The 22,458-nt window shown below is 62.9% G+C and carries 9 protein-coding genes; 6 read left to right on the top strand and 3 right to left on the bottom strand.

The window, feature by feature from the left end:
* Positions 1–13: 13 nt before the first annotated feature.
* Entirely contained in the window at positions 14–1,120 is a 1,107-nt protein-coding gene (gene carA / locus ABD937_RS05870; RefSeq protein ID WP_345254179.1) for a glutamine-hydrolyzing carbamoyl-phosphate synthase small subunit, read from the top strand.
* Between the two features lie 64 nt (positions 1,121–1,184).
* Here the strand turns inward: carA and ABD937_RS05875 are convergent, their stop codons facing one another.
* The gene (locus ABD937_RS05875) at positions 1,185–3,395 is read right to left on the bottom strand and encodes a TonB-dependent receptor plug domain-containing protein (protein WP_345254181.1); all 2,211 of its coding nucleotides are present in this window, start codon (positions 3,393–3,395) and stop codon (positions 1,185–1,187) included.
* 97 nt (positions 3,396–3,492) lie between these two features.
* On the opposite strand from ABD937_RS05875, the gene ABD937_RS05880 reads away from it, so the two are divergent.
* On the top strand, positions 3,493–4,098 hold the full coding sequence (locus tag ABD937_RS05880) for a GNAT family N-acetyltransferase (RefSeq protein ID WP_345254183.1): 606 nt from the start codon (positions 3,493–3,495) through the stop codon (positions 4,096–4,098).
* Positions 4,046–4,471 carry a type II 3-dehydroquinate dehydratase gene (locus ABD937_RS05885; protein WP_345254185.1) on the top strand — a complete coding sequence of 142 codons (426 nt, stop codon included), beginning with the start codon at positions 4,046–4,048 and terminating at the stop codon, positions 4,469–4,471. The genes ABD937_RS05880 and ABD937_RS05885 overlap by 53 nt, the downstream gene beginning before the upstream one ends.
* On the opposite strand, the gene ABD937_RS05890 is transcribed toward ABD937_RS05885, so the two are convergent.
* Positions 4,452–6,581, bottom strand: a complete 2,130-nt coding sequence (locus ABD937_RS05890) for an FUSC family membrane protein (protein WP_345254187.1) — start codon at positions 6,579–6,581, stop codon at positions 4,452–4,454. The two genes, ABD937_RS05885 and ABD937_RS05890, sit on opposite strands and share 20 nt — an antisense overlap.
* Positions 6,582–6,739: 158 nt before the next feature.
* Between ABD937_RS05890 and ABD937_RS05895 the strand changes: the two genes are divergently transcribed.
* Positions 6,740–8,050: an acetyl-CoA hydrolase/transferase family protein gene (locus tag ABD937_RS05895; RefSeq protein ID WP_345254189.1), complete on the top strand. Its 1,311-nt coding sequence runs from the start codon at positions 6,740–6,742 to the stop codon at positions 8,048–8,050.
* Positions 8,051–8,334: 284 nt separating this feature from the next.
* Here the strand turns inward: ABD937_RS05895 and ABD937_RS05900 are convergent, their stop codons facing one another.
* Positions 8,335–9,441 carry a mechanosensitive ion channel family protein gene (locus ABD937_RS05900; protein WP_345254191.1) on the bottom strand — a complete coding sequence of 369 codons (1,107 nt, stop codon included), beginning with the start codon at positions 9,439–9,441 and terminating at the stop codon, positions 8,335–8,337.
* A 460-nt stretch (positions 9,442–9,901) separates the two neighbouring features.
* On the opposite strand from ABD937_RS05900, the gene ABD937_RS05905 reads away from it, so the two are divergent.
* Both ABD937_RS05905 and ABD937_RS05910 read left to right on the top strand, forming a co-directional pair.
* The gene (locus ABD937_RS05905; RefSeq protein ID WP_345254193.1) at positions 9,902–21,376 is read left to right on the top strand and encodes a CARDB domain-containing protein; all 11,475 of its coding nucleotides are present in this window, start codon (positions 9,902–9,904) and stop codon (positions 21,374–21,376) included.
* Positions 21,377–21,475: 99 nt separating this feature from the next.
* Positions 21,476–22,441, top strand: a complete 966-nt coding sequence (locus ABD937_RS05910) for a peptidoglycan DD-metalloendopeptidase family protein (RefSeq protein WP_345254195.1) — start codon at positions 21,476–21,478, stop codon at positions 22,439–22,441.
* Positions 22,442–22,458 lie beyond the last annotated feature (17 nt).

The raw sequence follows: 22,458 nt of genomic DNA on the forward strand, positions 1-22,458 counted from the left end.
AATTTGTTTTTTTATGACCCCTCAACGTGAAGCCCTGCTCGTACTCGAAGACGGCACCGTGTGCCGCGGACAAGCTTTCGGCGCCATCGGCACCACCGGCGGCGAGATCTGTTTCAACACCGGCATGACCGGCTACCAGGAAGTGTTCACCGACCCGAGCTACTACGGCCAGGTGCTGATCATGAACAACGTGCATATCGGCAACTACGGCGTCAAGGAGGCCGACGTGGAAAGCGAAAGTATCAAGATCAAGGGCCTCATCGGCCGCAACCTCGAGGAGCTCTTCTCCCGCCAGCAGGCCCAGGGCTCGCTCGACGAATACCTGAAAAAGCAGAACATCGTGGCCATCGAAGGCGTCGACACGCGCGCGCTGGTGGCCTCCATCCGCAACAAGGGCGCGCAGAATTGCATCATATCCTCCGAGATCCTAGATCCGGAGGAGCTGAAAAAGAAGCTCGAAGAAGTGCCCGATATGGATGGTCTGGAGCTCGCCTCGGTGGTGAGCACCCGCGTGGCCTACGAGCTCGGCGACCCCGCCGCCCCGGTGCGCATCGCGGTGCTCGACTACGGCATCAAGCGCAATATCCTCAACTGCATGACCGACCGCGGCGCCTACGTAAAGGTGTTTCCCGCAAAAGCCTCGCTCGAAGAGATCCGCGCCTTCGGCGCCAACGGCTACTTCATCTCCAACGGCCCCGGCGACCCCGCCGCTATGGACTATGCCATCGGTACGGTTAAAGGACTGCTCGAAGACAACAAGCCGACGTTCGGCATCTGCCTCGGCCACCAGCTGCTGGCCCTCGCCAACGACATCCCGACCTTCAAGATGCACCACGGCCACCGCGGGCTTAACCACCCGGTGAAGAATTTGCTGACCGGCCGCTGCGAGATCACCTCGCAGAACCACGGCTTCGGCGTAGACCCCGATGCCGTGCGCACCGCCGAACACATTGAGATCACGCACATCAACCTCAACGACCAGTCCATCGAAGGCATCAAGGTGAAGGGCAAGCCCGCCTTCTCGGTGCAATACCACCCCGAGAGCAATCCCGGCCCGCACGACAGCCGCTACCTCTTCGACGATTTTGTGGAGATGGTCCGTAATTATACGGGTAAGTAATGCGACAAGAGAAAAGCCCCGACGGTATACCGTCGGGGCTTTTTCTATGTCGTGGACGAAGAACTTACAACGATGCGCGCAGCGACACAACGACGTTGGAGCCGGCCGCTACGATGCCCGAGGAGTAAGGGCGGTAGCGTTTGTCGCCGATGTTCTCCCAGGCAGCGGTAAGGCCGATGTGCTTCGTGAACTGGTAGGAAGCCCGCAGGTTCCAGGTATGCCAGGCGGGCACGTAGGGCTTGCCATCCGCGTCCTTGGCATAGATGTCCGTCTTGGCCTGCTCGGAAGGGGGGAGGTCCTTCGCTTTGATCTTGCTGTTGTAGTACGCTCCCACTTCCGTAAAGAGCTTGCCAACGCGGTAGCGCAGGAAGCTGCTGCCGTAGAAGGGCGCGGCATGGCGCAGGGGCACCTGCTCGTTTTTCGCATCATCGGTTTCCTTACCCTGGATCCAGTTGGCATGGGTGCGCAGCGAGAGCGCGCGGGTAAACGACCACTCGGCGCTGGCCTGCACGCCCCACACGGTAGCCTTCGCCACGTTTTGGAGCGCCTCCACGCGGCTCATGGCGCCACCGAAGGGCAGGCTGTCCTTGCCGTTAAGGGAGAAGGGCCGGCGCACGATGGCATCGTCGAGCAGCGTGTAAAATGCATTGACCTCAAAGCGGTACTTGTCGGCATGTGATTTCACCACCCCGGCCTCGAAGTTCCAGGCGTACTCGGGGCGCAGCCCGGGGTTGGGTACCGACAGCATCCCCGGCGTGCTCTCGAATACTTTGCCGATGTCGTCGATATTGGGCATACGGTAGCCGGTGGACACGAGGGCATTGAGCTGCCAGCCCTGGGCCGGGCGGTACACGAGGCCCGCATTGCCGGTGAGGGCGCCGGTGCGCAGTTCGGCCCTCCGGAAGGGAAACTTTAAGAACGTGGTATCGAAGGTGGCATTGAGCGTGTTGAAGCTGTAGCGGAGGCCGCCGGTAAGGGTCAGCTTCGGCTGCACGTTGATCTTGTAGCTCGCATAGAGGCCCGAGGAGGTCCAGGTGCTGCCATCCGGGTAGCGGGAGCCGATGGGTGTTTGGGCGCCGGTTCCGATATGCGTTTGCAGGCCGGTGGAACCAACCTTGTTGTGTACGAACTCGGCGCCGTAGAACAGCTGCCCGCGGCCGATCCCCTTGTTCAGGTCCACGTTGCTCACAATGGCTTTTACGGTCTCGGCCTGCACGTTGCGGTTGTTGCTGCGGTAGGAGCGGTCGATGCGGCTCTCCTCGTAATCCTGGAGGGCAACCGAGTACCGGGCCTCGTCGTACAGGGCGTTCTTGCGGTTGTGCGTGAGCAGGAGCTGGTGCTGTTGCAGCAGCATTGGCCCGTAGTTCCATTCGGCAAAACGCAGGCGGCCGTTGCGGTATTGAATGAGGCGGTCGTAGCGCGGCGCGTTGCCGGTTCTTGCATAGTTGAAGCTGTATTGCAGGTCGAGGTGTTCCGTGGCGCGGAAGCGCAGCTTGTAGAGCAGGTTCGCCTGCTCGTAGCCACTGAAGCGCTGCACGAGCGGGTCGCTGTTCTTCACGATGCTGTCGGTGCCGCGAAGGCGCACGATGTATTCGGGGCGGAGGTAGGAGTCGGGGCCCCCGCTACGCCCCATCCGCAGGTCACCGAACTGGCTGAAGGTGGCGGACGCCAGGAACGACCATTTTCGGCCGCCCACATTGACGTCGGCATGGTAGGTCTTCTCGCTGTTGGCCGAGGAATAGCGGGCAAGACCCGAGGCGCTGACGAGCGTTTTGCCGTCGGTGGAAAGCCGTGCGGGCAACGTATGGAAATCCATCACCCCGCCGATGGCGTCTGAGCCGTAGATCAGCGAGCCGGGCCCGAAGATGACCTCGGCCTCGCGGAGGCTCAATGGGTCCACCGAAAGCACGTTCTGCAGGTTGCCGCTGCGGTAGATGGCGTTGTTGAGGCGGACGCCGTCGAGTACCAGCAGCACCCGGTTGGTGGCGAAGCCGCGGATCATGGGCGAGCCGCCGCCGAGCTGGCTTTTCTGGATGAATACGGAGCCACTCTGCCCCAGCAGGTCGGCAGTTGTCTGCGGGTTATTCTGAAGCACGTCGCGCGCTTCGATGCGCGTCACCTGGTTAGGTACCTCGTTGAGGTTTTGCTCCCAGCGGTTGGCGGAGATCACGATCTCGTCGAGCGTGCGGGCCGTGTCGGCCTTTTGCTGGGCAGCGGCTGAAATGCTGAGTGCGGTGCCGGCAAGGAGCAGGGCAGGGTTTTTCCAGGGGGTCATGATCGGTAAGCGGTATAGCGATAACAGCCCATCCGGGCAGATGGCGAATTTACGTTTTTCGGGCGGATGGGCAGGCGACTTATCGTTTCTTTAGGGTATGAACGCGCCGTTTCCCGAATTTGAGACAGAACGCTTCCGCCTGTGCCGCATCATGCCGGCCGACCAGCCTTCCGTGTTCGCCGGACTGAGTCATCCCGAGGTCATTCCCTTCTATGGCGTGCGGTACGAGACGCTGGAAGCCACGGCCGCGCAGATGGACTTTTACGAGCGGATCTGGCAGGAGGGCAGCGGCGGCTGGTGGAAGATCGTGCGGCGGGCCGACGATGCGTTTGCGGGCGCCATCGGCTTCAACCACTACCAGCCCGCGCACCGCAAGGCCGAGATCGGCTACTGGCTCCTGCCGCCCTTCTGGAAGCAGGGCATCCTGCCCGAGGTGGCGCCGGTGCTGTTGCGCTACCTCCGTTACGAACGGAACATCCACCGCATCGAGGCCCTGGTGGAGGCAGGTAATGACGCAAGCGGCCGCGTGCTGGAGCGCCTGGGCTTTACCTGCGAGGGCCTGCTGCGCGACTGGGAAATAAAGGAAGGCCGCGCCATCTCGTTCCGGTGCTGGAGCCTGCTGGCAACCGATAATGCCCTATTTTGGGGCCATGAAGATCGCCATCATCAACGGTCCGAACCTGAACCTGCTCGGCAAGCGTGAGACCGACGTTTACGGCAGCCGCTCTTTCGACGTTTTTTTCGGGGAGCTGCAAGCGCGCCATCCCGACGTAACGCTTCATTACTTCCAGAGCAACATCGAGGGCGAGCTCGTGAGCGAGCTGCAACGCGTCGGATTCGACCACGATGGGATCATCCTCAACCCCGCTGCCTACACCCATACCTCGGTGGCCATCGGCGACGCCGTGGCTGCCATCACGGCGCCGGTTGTAGAAGTACATATTTCGAATGTGCATGCGCGTGAGGACTTCCGCAAATTTTCCCACGTGTCGGCCAAGGCGGCAGGCTCCATCTTCGGGCTCGGTCTCGAAGGCTACGCGCTGGCCCTTCAGTGGCTCAAAGGCCGATCTGCCTGAGCGCCTTGTCCATGTCGGTACATACCTGGTTGATGTAGTCGAGCTGCTCCTTCATCAAAGCGTCCTCGGCCGCGGGCGCAGTCTCCACCCCCGGTACCGATTCCACTTCCTTCAACACCGCTTCCTTTTCGGCGTGCATGCGCTCCAGTCCGCCTTCGAGCGTACGGAGGGCTTTTTGTGCGCTGTGTACGAGCGCCGGCGCGTGGGCGCGTGGCTCGCGGCGCAGCAGGTCGGTGGCCAGCGTGGCCATATTCGAAAAGAGAATATGCTGCAGCACGATGAAGGGGTGCAGGTGCTTCTTGCTCCGCTGCAGGTTGCGTGGCTCGTTGAGCATCCGCTGGAAGGCCGCCGAAAGGTTGGCCGTTTGCACGTAGAGCTCTTTGCGGGCGAGCTTGTAGGAAAGCTGCGACACCTTGCGTCCCTCGAGTGCCGAAATGATCAGGTCGAGGTAGTTGCCGTTGGCGCGGAGAAGCCCTTTGAGGTGGCCTCCCAGCTGATCGGCTTCCCAGGAGGGAAGCAGCAGCACGCTGGTGCCGAAGGCGATGGCGCAGCCCAGCACGGTATCGAAGATGCGCTCCTGGGCGAGCTCGATGAAGGGCATGCCCAGGAAGTGGAATAGGATCAGCATGAACGGCGTGGTAAAGCAGACCATCGCCAGGTAGTTGATGCGCAGGAACGAATACGTGCCGAGCATACAAAGCACCATGATCACGAATTGCGCCTCGCGGCTTGGGATGAAGTAGAGCACGGCCACGCCGAAGAGCCCGCCGCCCAGCGTGCCGATGATGCGCTGCACGTTACGCTCGCGCGTGAGGCTGAAGGCAGGCTTGAGGATGAACGCGATCGTGAGCAGCACCCAGTAGCTGTGCTCGCCGTAGTTGATGAGCCGCGTCAGGAAATAGCCGAACAGGCAGGCAAAGGCCACGCGGAGCGAGTGCCGGAACACCACCGATTCGGGCGTCAGGTTGCTCCAGAAGATCTTCGGGTCGAGTGGCTGGTGGCTCACGAAGAGCCCGTGGTCGAGGCGGCTCTTCCGCTCGGGGATGGTTTCGGGGTCGAAGAAGTGCTCCAGCTCGGTAAGGCGGCCCGAAAGGCGGCGCAGGTTCACGAGGATCTTGCGCAGTACGAGGTGGCTTTCGGAAGGGAGCTTCGGCAGGGCGTCGATGGCGCTTTTCAAGCGGGTCAGGGCTGCTTCGAGTGTGCCGTCGGCGCGGTAGGGACGGTCCATCTGCACGGCTACGCCGATATCATCGAGGTGGCGCGCCATTTCGCGGATCTGCTCGGCGATCTGCTCCAGGATACCGGTGGGTGCAAAGCGCCGGCGCAGCGACGCATAATCGTAATAGGCGGCGGTGATGTCTTCGAACAGGTCCACCGTTTCCACGAACATCAGGATGAGCCGGCGACCCTCGAGGGTCGACTCCTGGGTGATCTGGCGGGTCTTGAAGAGGATGTCGCGCACGGCGTCCTGCTTCTCGTGCACCAGCACCTGGCGCGACACGAGCTGACGGTACCCGCTGTCGAGGTCGGACGAAGGATCGTAGAACGAAGCTTTGATATGGAGGTAGCGGGCGAGCTCGCGGATGCATTCGCCGAGCACGCGCTGTCCCGGCCGGTAGGGGAGGGCCAGCGAAAAGAAGTAGGACAGCGCAAAGTACCAGAGGCCGCCCGCCGCGATGAGCCCGCTGTGCACCCACACGCCGCCGGGCGGCAGCGGGTTGTCCATGGTCAGGATCACGATGAGCAGCACCGCGTTGCCCACCGCGGCCGCGCGCGGCCCGTAGGCGTTGAACATCGAGAAAAAAAAGCCGGCACCTACGAGCTCAAGCCCCATCGTTACCGGGTGCTGGCGGGCAAAGGCCGTGAGCGTGGCTACGAGGAAGAGGGCTACCGTGCAGAGCAGCATGCCGTTGCGCTTGTTGAGCAGGGGGCCGGGCGCGTCGGTGAGGCTTACGCAGAGGGCGCCCAGCGAAAGGGTCATACCCGTCTCGAACTGCCCGTAGAACGAGCCGACGAGTGCCGGCAGCAGCACCGCCACGGTGGTGCGGAGGCCGTCGGCAAAGGCCTGGCTGTACAGAAAATAACGGAATTCCCGGGCTTGGAGGTTCATGTGGATCGCCGGGCAAAATGCCCGGGCGAAAATACAGGTATGCCAGCTAACCGGCCGGGCCGGCCCGGGCCACCGTGCGCATTGAAACCTGAGCAGGATCAGTTTTTCGGGGCGGGCGCATCAGCCCCTGTCCGCTGCTTTTTTCCGCTCTTTGCAGCATGAAAACACCCATCACCTTCCGGAAGCCTGAAGACGCCCTATCGGTCATCCAATCGGGACAGCGTGTGTTCGTACAGGGCAGCGCCCAGACGCCCACTTGCCTGCTCCGTGCCCTCGCTGCACAGGCCGGTCGCCTCCGCGACGTAGAGCTCGTGTTCATCACTGTATACGGCGATATCCACGTCGACCGCCCCGAATACGCCGACTCCTTCCGCATCAACTCCATGTTCGTGTCGGCCTCCATCCGCGACGGCGTGCGCGAAGGCCGGGCCGACTATATCCCGGTGTTCCTGAGCGAGATCCCCAACCTGTTCAACCAGGGCATTATGCCTGTCGACGTCGCCCTCGTGCAGGTGTCGCCGCCCGACGCGCACGGCTACTGCTCGCTCGGCGTGTCGGTGGACGTAGCGCGTTCGGCCGTCAACAACGCGAAATACGTGATCGCCCAGGTGAACAAACACGTGCCGCGCACACACGGCGACGGCCTCATTCATGTGAGCCGCTTCCATGCGCTCGTGGAATGCAACGAGCCGCTGTACGAAGCCCGCTTCGGCGACAAGGCCGGGCCCGTAGAAATGCGGATCGGGGAGCACGTGGCGGGGCTCATCGAGGACCGTGCTACGCTGCAGATGGGGATCGGTGCCATTCCTGACGCGGTGCTCAGATGCCTCAGCGGGCACAAGGACCTCGGCATTCATACCGAGATGTGCTCCGACGGCATCGTGGACCTGTTCGAGAGCGGCGTCATCACCAACCGCTACAAGCGCATTCATCCCAACAAAGCGGTCACCGGCTTTGCCCTCGGCACCCGGCGCCTGTATGATTATGTCGACGACAATCCCGCCTTCCAGTTTCTCGACATCGACTACGTGAACGACCCGCACATCATCCGCCGCAACCCCCGAGTAGTGGCCATCAACAGCGCGATCGAGATCGACCTTACCGGGCAGGTATGCTCCGACTCGATCGGCACCTACCAGTACTCGGGCGTCGGCGGGCAGATGGACTTCATGCGCGGCGCGGCACTCAGCGAGGGCGGCAAGCCGATCATTGCCCTGCCGGCCCGCACGGCCAAAGGCGTGCCGCGGCTGGTTCCCTTCCTGAAGCCCGGCGCCGGTGTGGTCACCACGCGCGCACACATGCACTACGTGGTCACGGAGTACGGCGTGGCGTACCTGTTCGGCAAGAACCTGCGGCAACGGGCGCAGGCGCTCATCGGGATCGCACACCCCGACGACCGCGAGGCGCTGGAGCGGGCTTGTTTCGAGCGCTTCAAGGTCTTCGAGTCGCGCTGCGCGCTACCGGCGTAACCTCTTGGCGGCTGTTTCCGTTAAAAGGGACTGCAAAAAGGCGGAACGGGTCGGCCGCAAGCGGCCTCGATGCACGACGGCGCAACGGCATGGCGGCGCGACGAAGGAAAATGAATTGTTCTTTCCGTTGACCATCGTGCCTTTGTGCCTTCGTGACGTCGCGAAAACGGGCGCCAGCCCGTCCTGCCGTGCTTGCACGGTCTGATTGGCAGTGATCGGATAAGCCACCTAAATTCTTACAATGCCTGCAGGATGCATGCATTGTGCATCGGGGATGACGGTTGCTACGCGGATGCTGGTGTATCCCCGGTAGCGCCGGGTTTTCCCGGCAGGTCTACCCGCTGGCGGGGCAGGGAATCCGGGTAGTGGTCGGCCAGGAACTTCATGATGGCCTCGCGGGCAATGCACCGCAGGTCGTACAGTGCGGAGGAGTTGGCGGCGCTCACGAGCCCGCGCAGTTCGAGCGCATCCGCCTTTACATCGGAAACGATGAGGCCGGCCGTGCGCCCATCCCAAAGCGGGCTGTCGTGCACGATCCGGAGGAACTCCGTACGTACGGCTGCTACCGGCACCGTATGGTCGGTGTAGAAGAAGACGGTGCCCATCAGCTGCGCCGTGGTGCGCGTCCAGTTCTCGAAGGGTTTTTCCAAGAAGTACGTGATCGGCAGCACGAGGCGGCGCTCGTCCCAGATCCGCACCACGACATAGGTCAGCGTGATCTCCTCGATGCGGCCGAAATGCCCTTCCACCACTACTTCATCGTCGATGCGCACCGGCTGCGTGAAGGCGATCTGGAAGCCGGCGAGCAGGTTGGCAAGGGAGCGTTGCGCCGCGAAGCCCACGATGATGCCGCCGATGCCGACGCCGGTGAGCAGGCCGGTGCCCAGCTTGCGCAGGGTACTGAAGGTGAGGAGCACGGCGCCGATGGCCAGCAGCACGATGATGCTCCCGGCCACCCTCCGGATGTAGAGCAGTTGCGTGAAGATGCGGCGTTGCCGCAGGTTGTCGGACTGGCGGAGGTTGATCCGGGCGTGGGTAACGTCCTGGAGTACCCGGAGAAGGCGGATGAGGATCCAGGCAAAGGCGAGGATCTCGCCGATCTCGACGGCATGGGCGATGTTGCCGCGCAGGGAGCGTGTGAGGCGCATCTCGGGAAGCAGGAGGTCGAGGATGAAGAGCGGCAGGAACACATTGACCGGGGTGCCGAGGTGGCGCACCAGCGAGCGGACAAGGAAGAAGGAGCCCGCGTCGCTGCGCTGCCAGCGCGCCGTGGCCCACAACAGCGCCGCAACGAGGAGCCCGATGGCCAGCGCAGCCGCCAGCAGGGTGAGGTTCCAGAGCCAGTGAGCGGGCTGCCAGCGTTGCCAGAGTTCCTGTATCAGGTCATGCATGGCGGATTTTTTGCGCGCATCGCAGCAACTATCGTACTAGGCTCTGCTTCCGCCCGGCCACAACGAACATTAGAAAAAAATAATTGATGCATCCGCATAAGGTGTCCGGAAAACTTTTTTACCTTGTTCTCTGAACACTGTCGTCGTTCGAAATCCTACCTCTACGATCAACCAAAGCGTACGCTGCGCGATTGCCAACCTGGACCTGCACCCATAACTGCCAGAAATAGTCCTGCTTTCTGATCCGAATACTCTTGCGCCCCTGCGTGTCCGACCTGCTTGTTTCCGGGGCGGGGCGTTGCGCATTACGTTTCCCTGGTAGCCTGCCACTACGGGCCAAGGGGACGTTGCCGCCCGGTCAGATCAACCTCTGAATGATACCAGATATACCGCGTTCAGGGTATGGTCCTGCCTTGCCTGCTGCGGTAGCTTCACCCGCTCGCAAAACCTAAACTGCTATATGATGAAAAGGAGTTTGATTCTGTTGCTCACCCTGCTCGCCGCCTGTTTCAGCCAGGCGCAGACGGTCGAAACAGGAACCGTTTACCCCGCCCAGCTTTGCGCCGGCACCACCGTCAACGTGCCGTTCACCGCCACGGGAACGTTCGATACGGCCAATGTGTTCACCGCACAGCTCAGCTCTTCGTCGGGCTCCTTTGCCAGCCCCGTATCGATCGGTGCTCTGGCGGGCACGGCTTCCGGTGTCATCAGCGCCACCATTCCCTCCGGCGCCGCCGGCAACGGCTTCCGGATCCGGGTCGTAGCCAGCCACCCGGCAACAACGGGCACCGACAACGGCGGCGACCTCAGTGTCAGCCTGGCGCCCAGCATCAACGTCTCGGGTGCCACCACGGTGTGCCCGGGCGCCAGCTCGGTGCTGGTGGCCTCCGGTGCCACGGCCTATAGCTGGTCGCCTGCGCCCCTGCCGGTGGATGCCGCCTCCGGCAATGCGAGGCTGGCCGTGGGCCTTCGTCGCCTGAGCAGTACTTATACGGGTGCGGTCATCCGCCTCCGCCGCAGCTCGGATGGAGCCGAGTCCGATTTCGGTACCTCGGGCGCCGACCTCGACGCCGCTGCGATCAGTGCCTGGCTTGCCGGCGCCAACGGTTTTTGCGTGCGCCTGTACGACCAGTCGGGGTCCGGCAACGACGTGGTGCAATCCAATGTCGCCAACCAGCCCCAGCTCGTGCTCACCGGTACGTCGAACAACCGTCCCGCGCTCGTGTTCAATACGTCGCAGTACATGCGGAACACCACCAACTTTACCCCGCCCTATACCACCACGTTCATGGCCCGGCAAACCGGGGGCGCCCGCGGTCGCGTACTCTCATCGGTCAGCAACAACTGGTTGCTCGGCTGGTGGAGCAGCTACCGGAGCATGGCCCATTTCGATGCCTGGCTGCACCTGGGCTACCAGCCCGGCGACAACAGCCGCTATGTGTATTCCGGCAATTCCAACGGCACCGTTGCTGAATTTTACGAGAACGGCACGATGCTCAACGCGAACAACGGTGGCCTCAGCGGGCCCAACGGTATACAGCTGAACGGAAGCGGCTGGTATGGTGAATATGCCGACTGCGAATTCTACGACGTCGTTGTGTACAATGCGGTGCTTGCCCCCTCGGTACGCTCCTCGGTGGAGTCGAGCATGTGGCAATACTACCAGTCGCCCAACCAGTTCTTCGTGAACCTGAGCGCCAACGAGACCAAGCAGTACACCGTAACCGGCAGCACGCCCGGTTGTGCCGCCAGCAGCCAGACGGTGACGGTTTCGAACAGCGTTCCCGGCAACCCGGCCCAGTTCGGCGACAACGAATGGAAGGTATATGCCTGGAACGCCGGTCATTACTACGACAACGGCGCCTCCTGGCGGGTTTCCTACTCCGGCTTCTATACCGCCACGGGCCTCAACTTCAACTCGCAGAACGACTGGGGACCCGGTGCTTCGCCTTCCTCGGCACCGGGCTACCAGGGATGCGCTGTGAACGCAGACTATCATTCCTGGAGCGCCCGCCGCAAGGGCTTCCCCTGCGGCTACTACCGCATCTCGATACCGAGCCACGACGAATATGCCAAGGTCTTCATCAACGGGGTGCAGGTCTATTACTCCTGCTGTAGCAATACCAACGTCTGGACCGGCTACCTGAACGACACCAGCACGGTCGAATTTTCCGTAACCGAAGGTGGCGGCAGTTCGTTCGGCTCGCTGCAGTTCACGATCGTTCCGGAGATCAGCATGACCTACCCGGTGCTGAGCCGCTGTAATTCAGAGGGCCCCGTATCACCCACGGTGGTTGCGCCGGCCAACAGTCCTGCCGGCCGGTTTACGGCCGCACCTGCCGGATTGGTGATCGATTCGCTCACCGGCGCCGTAGACCCGGTGGCCAGCGCGCCGGGCGATTATACCGTGACCTATACGGTAGACCTGGCCGGTTGCGGCACCCACACCGTTACCGCCACTGCGCCCATCAACATCCGCTACAGCCAGGGCGACCCGGCCGAATTCGGTATCAACGCCTGGCGCGTCTATGCCTGGAACTCGGGTCAGTACTACGACCAGGGCACGTCCTGGAACATGAGCTACTCGGGCTTCTTCATCGATTCTGCCGTCAACCACAACTCGCAGAACTTCTGGGGCGCGAGCGCGTCGCCTTCGTCGGCGGCTGGTTACCAGGGTTGCCCGGTGCGCGTCGATAACCACTCGTGGAGCGCCAAGCGGAAAGGCTTCCCCTGCGGCTATTACCGCATCACGCTGCCCGCGCACGACGACTATGCACAGGTGTTCGTGAACGGCGTGCTGGTGTATAACACCTGCTGCAGCAGCGGCAACGTCTGGACCGGCTACCTGAACGATACCAGTACCGTAGTATTCCGCGTAACGGAAGGCGGCGGCAGCTCTTATGGCTCGATCAATTTCACGATCGTACCTGCGGCTACCTTCTCGTACCCGGCTACGACCTATTGCTCCTCGGCAAATCCGTTGACACCGACCATCACCGAAGCACCCGGCGGCAGCAACGGTTATTTTTATGCGACGCCTGCCGGCCTCAGCATCGACAGCACCACGGGTGTGGTGACACCAGGCAGCAGCCAGGGAGGCACTTATACGATCTACTACCACCGCGCATTCGGTTCCAACTGCGGCCCCGACACCGTCCGGGCCACCACTACCATGACCATCACGCAAACGGCCGGCAACCCGACCGTATTCGGCAGCAATGAATGGCGCGTCTATGGCTGGAATGGCGGCACGAGCCACAACGACGGTAATTCCTGGAACCTGAACTACGCCGGCTACTACATCGACACGACGCTGGCCTTCAAGACGCATGCGCGCTGGCCGGGCCATGCTTCGCCCTCCGCCGTCTCGCCGTACCCCGGTATGCCGCAAACCGGCTGGCAGGGCTGCGGGGTGAACTGGGACAATCACTCGTGGAGCGCCAAGCGCACCGGCTTCCCCTGCGGCTACTACCAGATCGACATCACCGACCACGACGACGAGGCCGAGCTCTGGGTCAACGGGGAGCGCGTGTGGCGCCACCAGGGTTGCTGCGACAGCCACGGCAACGTCTGGCGCGGGTACCTGAACGATACGTCACGCATCGAGTTCCGCGCCACCGAGGGCGGCGGCGGCTCCAACGGGGGGCTCAACTTCACGCGGATCGCACCCGCATCGATCAGCTACCCGCTCTCGCCTTATTGCAATACCGGTGGTACGGCCCCGGTGACGCGCACGGGCGACAGCACCGGCACCTACTCGGCACCTGCGGGCCTCAGCATCAACGCGAGCACCGGCGCCGTCAACCTGAACGCTTCCACGCCCGGAACACACGTGGTGACGTACACGCTCCCCGGCATCAACGGCTGTCCTCCCATTTCGGTCACCACGAACATCGTGATCTCGGCGGCTCCCTCTGCCTCGATCTCCTATAGCCAGCCCGCCTTCTGCACCTCCGGCGGCACCATACAGGTTACCCGCGACGGCTCGGGCGGCGGCGTGTACAGCGCTGCCCCGTCGGGCCTCGCCCTCGATACGGCAACCGGCGCGATCAACCTCGGCAGCAGCACACCCGGTATTTATACGGTGACGTATCTGATCCCCGCCACCGGCGATTGTGCCTCCTATACGAACACGACCCAGGTGACCGTATCGGCGCCGGCGTCCGCCTCGATCGCCTATCCTTCTACTACCTTCTGCACCAACCAGGACTCGGTGACCGTGCAGCTTACCGGTACACCCGGCGGCAATTTCTACCACTATGCCGGCTATTCGCTGAATGCGCAAACAGGAACGCTGTATCCCGCGCAGAGCTACGCGTCATCGCACTACATCTATTACGAGGTGAGCACACCCGGCTGCCCGATGTATACGACCTATACCTACGTTCAGATCATCACGGCGCCCACGGCCACGATCGCCTATAGCAACTCGCCGTACTATGTGGGCGGGGGCGTGGTGTCCGTGAGCCAGACGGGCACGAGCGGCGGTACCTACAGCGCAACGCCCAACGGCCTCGGCATCAACACCACCACGGGCGCCGTCAACCTGAACATCTCCTCCGTAGGCACGTATGTGGTGAGCTACACGCTGCCCTCGGGAGCCTGCCCGGGCACGGTAGCCACCGATACCGTAGAAATACTGGCCACCGCCTCCGCGCAGATCTCGTACAACGGCAATCCCTTCTGCAGCAACCTGGGCATCGTGACGGTGCTCCAGACCGGCATCAACGGCGGCACCTACAGTGCGCTGCCGGCGGGTCTCAGCCTCAACGCCACCACCGGCGACATCAACGTGGGCACTTCCACGCCCGGCACCTACACCATTACGTACTATGTGCCCGCGGCACCCGGCCGCAACGAGGTGACGGCCACCACCAACATCACGATCACCGCCGTGCCGCAGGCAACCATCGCCTATGGCGGATCGCCGTATTGCACCAATGCCGGTATCGTAAACGTGACGCATACAGGCACCACCGGCGGCACCTATACATCTGCGCCCGCCGGCCTTACCCTCCACAGCGGCAACGGCTCCATCAGCACGTCTGCAAGCACACCGGGTACGTATACGGTCACCTACACCGTGCCGGCCAGCGGCGGTTGCCCCCAGTTCAGCACTTCCGCTCAGGTGACCATCAGCGGGCCCGGCGCCACCCTGGATGCCGTAGCCGGTCAGACGGTCTGCAACGGCGCCAGTACGAGCCCGGTGGTCTTCACCGGCGGCGCCGCGGGCACCACCTACACCTGGACGAACAACGCTCCTTCGATAGGCCTTGCAGCCTCCGGTACCGGCGACATCCCGTCGTTCACCGCCATCAACAGCGGCAGCGGCAGCATCGTTGCCTCCATCGTGGTAACGCCCGTATCTCCTGATCCGAATGCCTGCCCGGGACAGTCGCGTACCTTCTCCATCACGGTGATGGGCACGCCCGCTGCCAGCATCCAGGGCGGCGACGGTACCCTCTGCGGCGGCCATGCTACCACGCTCACCGCCAGCCCTGCGGGCGCGCAGTACCTTTGGTCTACCGGCGCAACTACCCAAAGCATCCCCGTTTCCGCTTCCGGTATTTATACGGTGACGGTGACCGGTGCCAACGGTTGCTCCGCCACCGCTTCCAAAACCGTCACGTTCAGCGCGAACAACGCACCGACGCTTTCCTATAGCGGTGCCACGAGCTTCACGTCGGCTGTCGTAAGCCCGGCCTCCGGCACGCCCACCACGCTATACCGCTTCGAGGTGCGCTATACCGATGCCGACGGCGACCTGCCGCAGTCCAACACCATCAAGCTGCTGCTCGACTATCAGGGTAACGGCTCTTATACCGACGGCAACGACCGCCTCTATTACCTCTCCGCCAAGGATCCTTCCGACAACAACGTCACCGACGGCAAGGACTATTATTTCGTCACGGACGCCCTCCCGGCATCGGCCAACTGGCATACCCGCATCGAGGCCACCGACATGCAGGGCTGCAGCGCGGCCTTCGGTCCCTTTGCCGGGCCCGTTGTGCTCCCGCGTGTCGACATCACGATCTTCGCCAACGACATCACCTTCTCGGTAGCCCATCCCGACACGAGCAGCCAGCAAACGGTGTACGCCACGATCCACAACAACTCGGGCCGCGACGCGACCAACTTCACCGTGCGCCTGCTTAACCAGAACGATCCGACGACTACTTACCCGGATATCACAGTACCCTTCCTCTCGGGCAGCAACGGCGCGATCCAGGTAAGCTGGAACATCACCACGCCGTCAAACCCGAGCTGGTGCCCGATGCAGGTGATCATCGACCAGGGCAATGCGCTCGACGAAAGCAACGAGCTCGACAACCAGGCGATCCGGCCATTCATCAACGGTGAATTCAACCTGCCCGGCGACATCGCCATCACGGCCGCCCCTGCGCCGGCTTCGGTTCACGTGAACAATTCGGTTTCGATCCATGGCAAGGCGTGGTACCGGAACACGGCGGTGCAGCTGCAGGATTCCTCCTGCGCGGGCGCTACGGTAACGGTGAAGATCATCGAGACGGGCCAGACGATCAGCAGCTACACCAACTCCCTGGGTCAGTACGGCGTAACCTTCAGCGCGCCGGCCACCCCGGGCACCTATCATGTTTCTGTAACGATCACCGACTATACGCTCGAGGGGGACACCACCACCCAGTTCAGTACGTTCTTCGTGCCCTGTGTTGCGCCCGACCTCGTATCGGATGTGAACCTGAGCCCGGGTACCGTAACGCCGCAATTCCCGGCCTTCAACACCCGCTACATCGTGGTGGGCGACCAGCTGACGGGCACCGCCGTGGTCGCGAACAATGGAAATACGGCTTCGGCTCCCTCCGTGCTGCACCTCAACCTTCCCGACGGCACACCGGTGCCGGGTCCGTTCAACATACCGGCGCTGAGCCCGAACGCTGCCCAGCCCGTATCCTTGCCGGCCATGCAGTTCAACACGGTTGGCACCACCTATATCCAGACAGAGGCCGATCATACGAACAGCAATGCGGAGAACTGCAGCGGCTACGGCGAATCGAACAATACCGACGCACAGACCATCGTGGTGCTGCCGGCGCAGCCGGATATCGCAGCCGAGAATGCCCAGTATGCCTACATCAACACCAACAATTGCTCGCCCTTCCCGTCGGCTTCCTATATCGTGCGCAACCTGGGCGGCATGCCGACCGGTTCGTTCCAGGCCAAGCTCACCGTACGCCAGGGCGCAACGGTGGTAGCCGAGCTGTTCCAGACCGTGTCCAACATCGACCCGCTGTGGAGCCGGAGCATCTCCTTCCCGTATGTGCATAGCGGCGCTACCGGCCTGTATACGCTGACACTCGACTGCGACCTGCCGCATGCCGTTGCCGAATACAACGAGGGCAACAACAGCACCGCCTTCCAGGTGAACGTCGTGTCCTGCACCGCCGACCTCACGGTGTATGGCTGCGGCAACCTCAACGTAGACCCGGTGGATCCGCAGTCGCCAGGAACGATCAGCATCACGGCGCAGCTCGTGAACAGCGGCCAGGTGCCGGTATCCGGCCCGATCGTGGTACGCTTCAACGTGGCCGGCACACTTTACCACACAACCTGGAACGGCACCCTGAGCCCGGGCAACTCGGTTCCGGTGACGATCTCCGCCGCTACGCCTGCGCACGGTGACAATACGCTCATAGTGACGGTTGATGCGGGCGCTGCGCTTGCGGAATCGAACGAGCACAACAACACGGCGACCGAAAAGCTCTGCACGGAATTCAGCCTCACAAACACGAGCTGCGGCCTCGGCCAATACATGTCGCATGCGGCTCCGATCAACAACGCGGTGCCGATCCGGATGGGCCTGGTCAACTCAGGCCTGTACAAGGCCAGCAGCGCCGACGTCCGGTTCGAGCTGAGCGGACCCGGCATCAGCGGCTGGCTGCACCTCGGCACCGCCAGCACGGCCATCGGCTCCAACTGCGGCTGCCCGGTAGGAGTGGGTCTGCCCAATCCGTATGTATTTACGCAGACCGGCCAGTACGTCCTGCGGGTGATCGCGGATCCGGGCGGCGAATACACCGAATGCAACGAAGGCAACAACGTGCTGCTGCATACGATCAACGTGTACCAGCCGAAGCCCGACTACCTCACCCGCTCCGAGTTCATTGCACCTTCCAAGCTCAACCCGGATGTGGACGAGCCGATCTCGATCGACATCTCGTACCGGAACCAGGGCGTAAGCGGGTTCGATTCGTTCTGGGTACTTGCGAAAGTGAACAATGACGCCCTCGATTCCGTTCGGGTGCCGGGCATGGCTGCCGGAACGCTCAACACGGTGCATATGGCCCGGACCTGGTCGTCGTCGCTCCGCGGCGTGCACGTGATCCGCGCGATCGTAGACAAGCACCAGGAAGTGGACGAGAACGACGAGCTCAATAACGAAGCTACCCGCGCCATCGTGGTGGGCCATGCCCCGAACCTGCTGTTTCAGACCTTCGAAGTCAACAACACGGCGCCCGCGGCAGGCACCGACCTCACGCTGCACGCGGTGATAAAGAATGCGGGCGCCTCCGATTGCGTGGCTTCGCTGCAGTTCTTCTACCTCGACAACAACCAGCAGGAGGTGCTTATCACGCAACGCTCCATCACCGTGGATTCTGCAGACACGCTCGACGTGGTGGCCAACTGGCGCGTCACCGATGCCAACACGCGCATCATCGCCCGCATCGTCAATGGCAACCCGCTCGAATACAACCTCGATGATAATGAAGACACCGTTGCCATCGGCTCCATGAGCATTTCGGCAACAGCATCGCCGGCCAGCTGCGGCAACGTAGCCGATGGCGTGGCACGCGTACACATCGACGGAGGCGTAGCCCCGTACCAGCGCATGTGGAGCAACGGCAGCACCGGCGACAGTATCGTCGTAGGGCCCGGCGTGTATTCCGTGACCGTGGTGGACCAGGAAGGCACGGTGCGCACCGCCAGCATCCAGGTAACTACTGGAGTGGCCTGTAACACGATCACTACCTTCATTGAAGGCGGTGACTTCTGTGCCGGCAGCGGCATTGCCGTGGAGTACGAAGTAACCGGCACCTTCGGCGCGGGCAACCAATTCATCGCACAGCTCTCCGACTCGTCCGGCTCCTTCGCCAACCCGGTCGCAATCGGTTCGGCCAACGGAACGGGCAACGGCCAGATCAATGCCGCCATCCCGGCGGGTACGCTACCCGGCACTAACTACCGCATCCGCGTAGTGAGCACGTCGCCGGCCACTACGGGCGCCGACAACGGCTACAGCTTTGCGATCAACACCGCGGTTTCCGCCACCATTGCCTACAACGGCGCCCCCTTCTGCACCGGCAGCGGCAGCATCGCGGTAACGCGTACGGGAACGAGTGGCGGCACCTACAGTGCTCCTGCCGGTCTTTCCATCAACGCCTCCACCGGCGCCATCAACCCGGGCAGCTCACAGCCAGGTAGCTATACGGTTACGTACACCGTAGCGGCCTCCGGCAGTTGCCCGGCATTCAGCACGAGCACACAGGTAACGCTCAGCGCGCCGCCGTCGGCCGGCATCGCCTATAGCGGCTCCCCCTATTGCGCCAGCGGTACGGCTGCCGTTTCGGTCACCGGCGCCACCGGCGGCACCTTCTCGTCCACCGCGGGGCTCAGCCTCGATGCGGGCAGCGGTGCCATCAACCTGGGTACCTCGCAACCGGGCGCCTACGTGGTGACCTATACGTTGGCGGCAAGCGGACAATGCCCGCAGGTGCAGGCCACCGCCCCGGTCATCATCAACCCGGTGCCCGACGTGCAGCCAGTGAGCAGCCAGACAGTACGGAACGGCGCCCTTACGGGTGCGGTGAGCTTCTCGGGTTCCGTGGCCGGCACTGCCTACAACTGGACCAACAGCCAGCCTACGATCGGCCTCGCCGCTTCGGGATCGGGTAACATTGCGTCCTTCGCTGCCGTGAACAATGGCGCCACGCCGGTAACGGCGACGTTCTCGGTGACGCCTGCATACACTGCCCACGGCGGAACCTGCACCGGTACCCCGCAGGCCTTCACGATCACCGTTAATCCGTTTACGCCGGCAACGATCGCTTATGCCGGTTCGCCCTACTGCGCCCGCGGTGTGGCCGCGCCGGTGATCGGCGGGGTGAGTGGCGGCACGTTCTCGGCTGCCGCCGGCCTCTCCATCGATCCGGCCAACGGCGTGATCGACCTGGCCGGCTCCACGCCCGGTACTTATACGGTGAGCTACGCGTACACGAGCTATGGCTACCATGAGGTCGCCACGGAAACGGTTACGGTGCTTCCGCTCCCGTCGGTGAATGCCGTCTCCAACGAAGTGGTGTGCGCGGGCACAACGATCGGCACGACCGTCTTCTCCGGCACCGGTGCCTCGTATACCTGGACCAACGACAACAGCGCCATTGGCCTCGCCGCAACCGGAACGGGCAACATTCCGGCCTTCACGGCGCAGAATGGGACCACGGGAAGCCTGGTGGCCAACCTCACGGTAACGGCGGTCACAGGTGCATGCACCTCCAAGCCAATGACCTTCCGCATCACCGTGAAGCCAACACCGACAGTGAGCATGCCTTCGGGACAGGTGGTCTGCGCGGGCACGGCTACAACGGCAGTGGCGCTTACCGGTAGCCTCGGTGCCGCCGCAACGTATACCTGGACCAACGACAACAATGCGACAGGTCTGCCGGCATCCGGTACGGGATCGGTGCCCTCCGTTACGGCGGTGAACAATACCGGGAGCACGCAGACGTCCACCATCACGGTAACGCCGATCAGCGGGGGCTGCACGGGCGCTTCGGGAACCTTCGCCATCACGGTGCATCCGTCGGCAGGTACGATCGCGTATACCGGGTCTCCTTATTGCGCCACGGGCTGGGCCTACGTCCAGCATTCCGGCTCTACCGGCGGCACCTTTACGGCAGCGCCGGGCGGCCTGGCGATCGACCCGGCTACGGGTGCTGCGAACCTCGCGCTTTCAAACCCCGGCACCTACACCGTCACGTACACCGTGGGCGCCGGCGGCGCGGGATGCAGCAACGTGGCCACTACGCAGCTGGTACTCAACGGCGCCACCTCCGTGAACACGATCGGGGGCAAGGTCTTCTGCGCCGGCGTCACGACGTCCGCGATCCCGTTCACGGGCACGGCTGCTTCCTATTCCTGGTCGAACAACAACACGGCTATCGGCCTTGCCGCCTCCGGCACCGGAACGTCGTTGCCCTCGTTCGTGACGGTGAACAACGGCACCAGCAGCATCTCCGGCACGGTTACCGTGACCCCGCTCGGCAGTGCTGGCTGCCCCTCCGGGAAGCCCATCACCTTCCGCATCATCGTTCATCCGAAAGTGGTGGTCGCCGCCGTGCCGGTACAGGTATATTGCCGTGGCGTCAACACGGCTCCGGTGACGTTCACTTCGAACGTTCCAACCACCACCTTCTCCTGGAGCCGCACCCCGGCCGCCATCGGCCTCGCCAACTCCGGCACCGGCAACATCTCCTCGTTCCTGACGCAGAACGCAACAGCCTCCACGCTTATGTCCACGGTTACCGTGACCGGTATCGCCAACAAGTGCCCGGGGGCACCCGTTACCTTCCAGTTCCAGGTGGGTAATTGCGTGACGCAGAGCGGCGGTATGGGTGCTGGTGGTGAGGCGACGGCCCGCACGGCTTCGGCACTGCCCAACGTAGTGATCGGTCCTAACCCGACCGACCGGCGCGTGACGCTGTTCCTGGAAGGCAAGACGGCTGCTACCTACACGGTGCGCCTGCTTGATGGAAACGGGATGTCGCTCCAAAAGCCGGCGACCTTCACGGGCAACTCGTATACACTCGATCTTTCGGGCCTCGCGGCAGGCACCTACTTCGTGCAGCTCACCGACCCGAAGACGGGCGAAAGCCTCCAGCGCAAAGTGATCAAGTTCTAAAGGCCGATACTTTTTGAAACGTCAAGGCCGCCCCACCCGGGGCGGCCTTTTATATGCGTAAATAGGGCGGGCGTACTATTTTAGTGAAAACGTTTACCTATGCGTTTCCTCTTTTGCGGGGCCTTTCTATCGATGTTCCTGATCCAGGCCTGTGCGCAGGCCGACCGGCGCGCCAGCGATGCCGCCGCACAGCGCTTGCTGCGCCAGTATAACGCCGGGGCCTACGACAGTATCTTCCTCTCTTTTGCTCCCGAAATGCAGCAGGCATTGCCGAAGCCTGCCACGGCGGATTTCTTTGGCGGCCTCAGGAAAGATGCGGGTAAGATCACCGCACAGCAGTTCGTACGCATACAGGGTGCTGCCGCGATCTACCGCAGCACCTACGAGCGCGGCGCCTTCCTCACGGAGCTTGTGCTCGCCCGCGACGGACGTATCGCCGGCCTGCTGATCAAGCCCGACACCGAGGCGCCGCTGCCGGTGCTGCCCAAAGCGCGCACGCTCATGACCTTTCCGCTTTCGGGTGAGTGGTTCGTGTTTTGGGGCGGCGACACCCGCGAACAAAACTACCATGTGGTGGCACCGGCGCAGCAAGGTGCCTTCGACTTCGTGATGCGGGGCCCCGACCGGCGCAGCTTCCGAACAAACGGTGCCCGTAACGAGGACTTCTATGCCTTTGGCCAGCCCCTGCTCGCGCCCTGCGACGGGGAAGTGGTACTGGCTACCGATGGTATTGCCGACAATGTGCCGGGGGTGATGAACGCGCAGACGCCCCTTGGCAATGCCGTGGTCATTCGCTCCGACGCGGGCGAGTACGTCGTGTTGGCCCACTTCCGGCGCGGCACGGTGGCGGTGAAACGCGGACAGCGGGTGAAAGCGGGCATGCGGCTGGGCGCGGTCGGCAACTCGGGCAACTCCTCGGAGCCACATCTGCACCTGCACCTGCAGGATAAGCCCGACCCGCAGACGGCGCGCGGGATCAAGTGTTACTTCCGGATGCTGCAGGTGAACGGCGCTGCGCGTACCGACTACTCGCCCGTGCGTGGCGATCGGATTCGCAGGGAATGATCCGCGCAACCGTATAC

The organism is Flaviaestuariibacter amylovorans, assembly GCF_039541815.1.
Classification (GTDB): Bacteria; Bacteroidota; Bacteroidia; order Chitinophagales; family Chitinophagaceae; genus Flavisolibacter; species Flavisolibacter amylovorans.

What these genes read in the sequence shown, in the direction of transcription:
- carA (WP_345254179.1), top strand. Translation starts at nt 14, where the DNA reads ATGACCCCTCAACGTGAAGCCCTGCTCGTACTCGAAGACGGCACCGTG.
- ABD937_RS05875 (WP_345254181.1), bottom strand. Translation starts at nt 3,395, where the DNA reads ATGACCCCCTGGAAAAACCCTGCCCTGCTCCTTGCCGGCACCGCACTC.
- ABD937_RS05880 (WP_345254183.1), top strand. Translation starts at nt 3,493, where the DNA reads ATGAACGCGCCGTTTCCCGAATTTGAGACAGAACGCTTCCGCCTGTGC.
- ABD937_RS05885 (WP_345254185.1), top strand. Translation starts at nt 4,046, where the DNA reads ATGAAGATCGCCATCATCAACGGTCCGAACCTGAACCTGCTCGGCAAG.
- ABD937_RS05890 (WP_345254187.1), bottom strand. Translation starts at nt 6,581, where the DNA reads ATGAACCTCCAAGCCCGGGAATTCCGTTATTTTCTGTACAGCCAGGCC.
- ABD937_RS05895 (WP_345254189.1), top strand. Translation starts at nt 6,740, where the DNA reads ATGAAAACACCCATCACCTTCCGGAAGCCTGAAGACGCCCTATCGGTC.
- ABD937_RS05900 (WP_345254191.1), bottom strand. Translation starts at nt 9,441, where the DNA reads ATGCATGACCTGATACAGGAACTCTGGCAACGCTGGCAGCCCGCTCAC.
- ABD937_RS05905 (WP_345254193.1), top strand. Translation starts at nt 9,902, where the DNA reads ATGATGAAAAGGAGTTTGATTCTGTTGCTCACCCTGCTCGCCGCCTGT.
- ABD937_RS05910 (WP_345254195.1), top strand. Translation starts at nt 21,476, where the DNA reads ATGCGTTTCCTCTTTTGCGGGGCCTTTCTATCGATGTTCCTGATCCAG.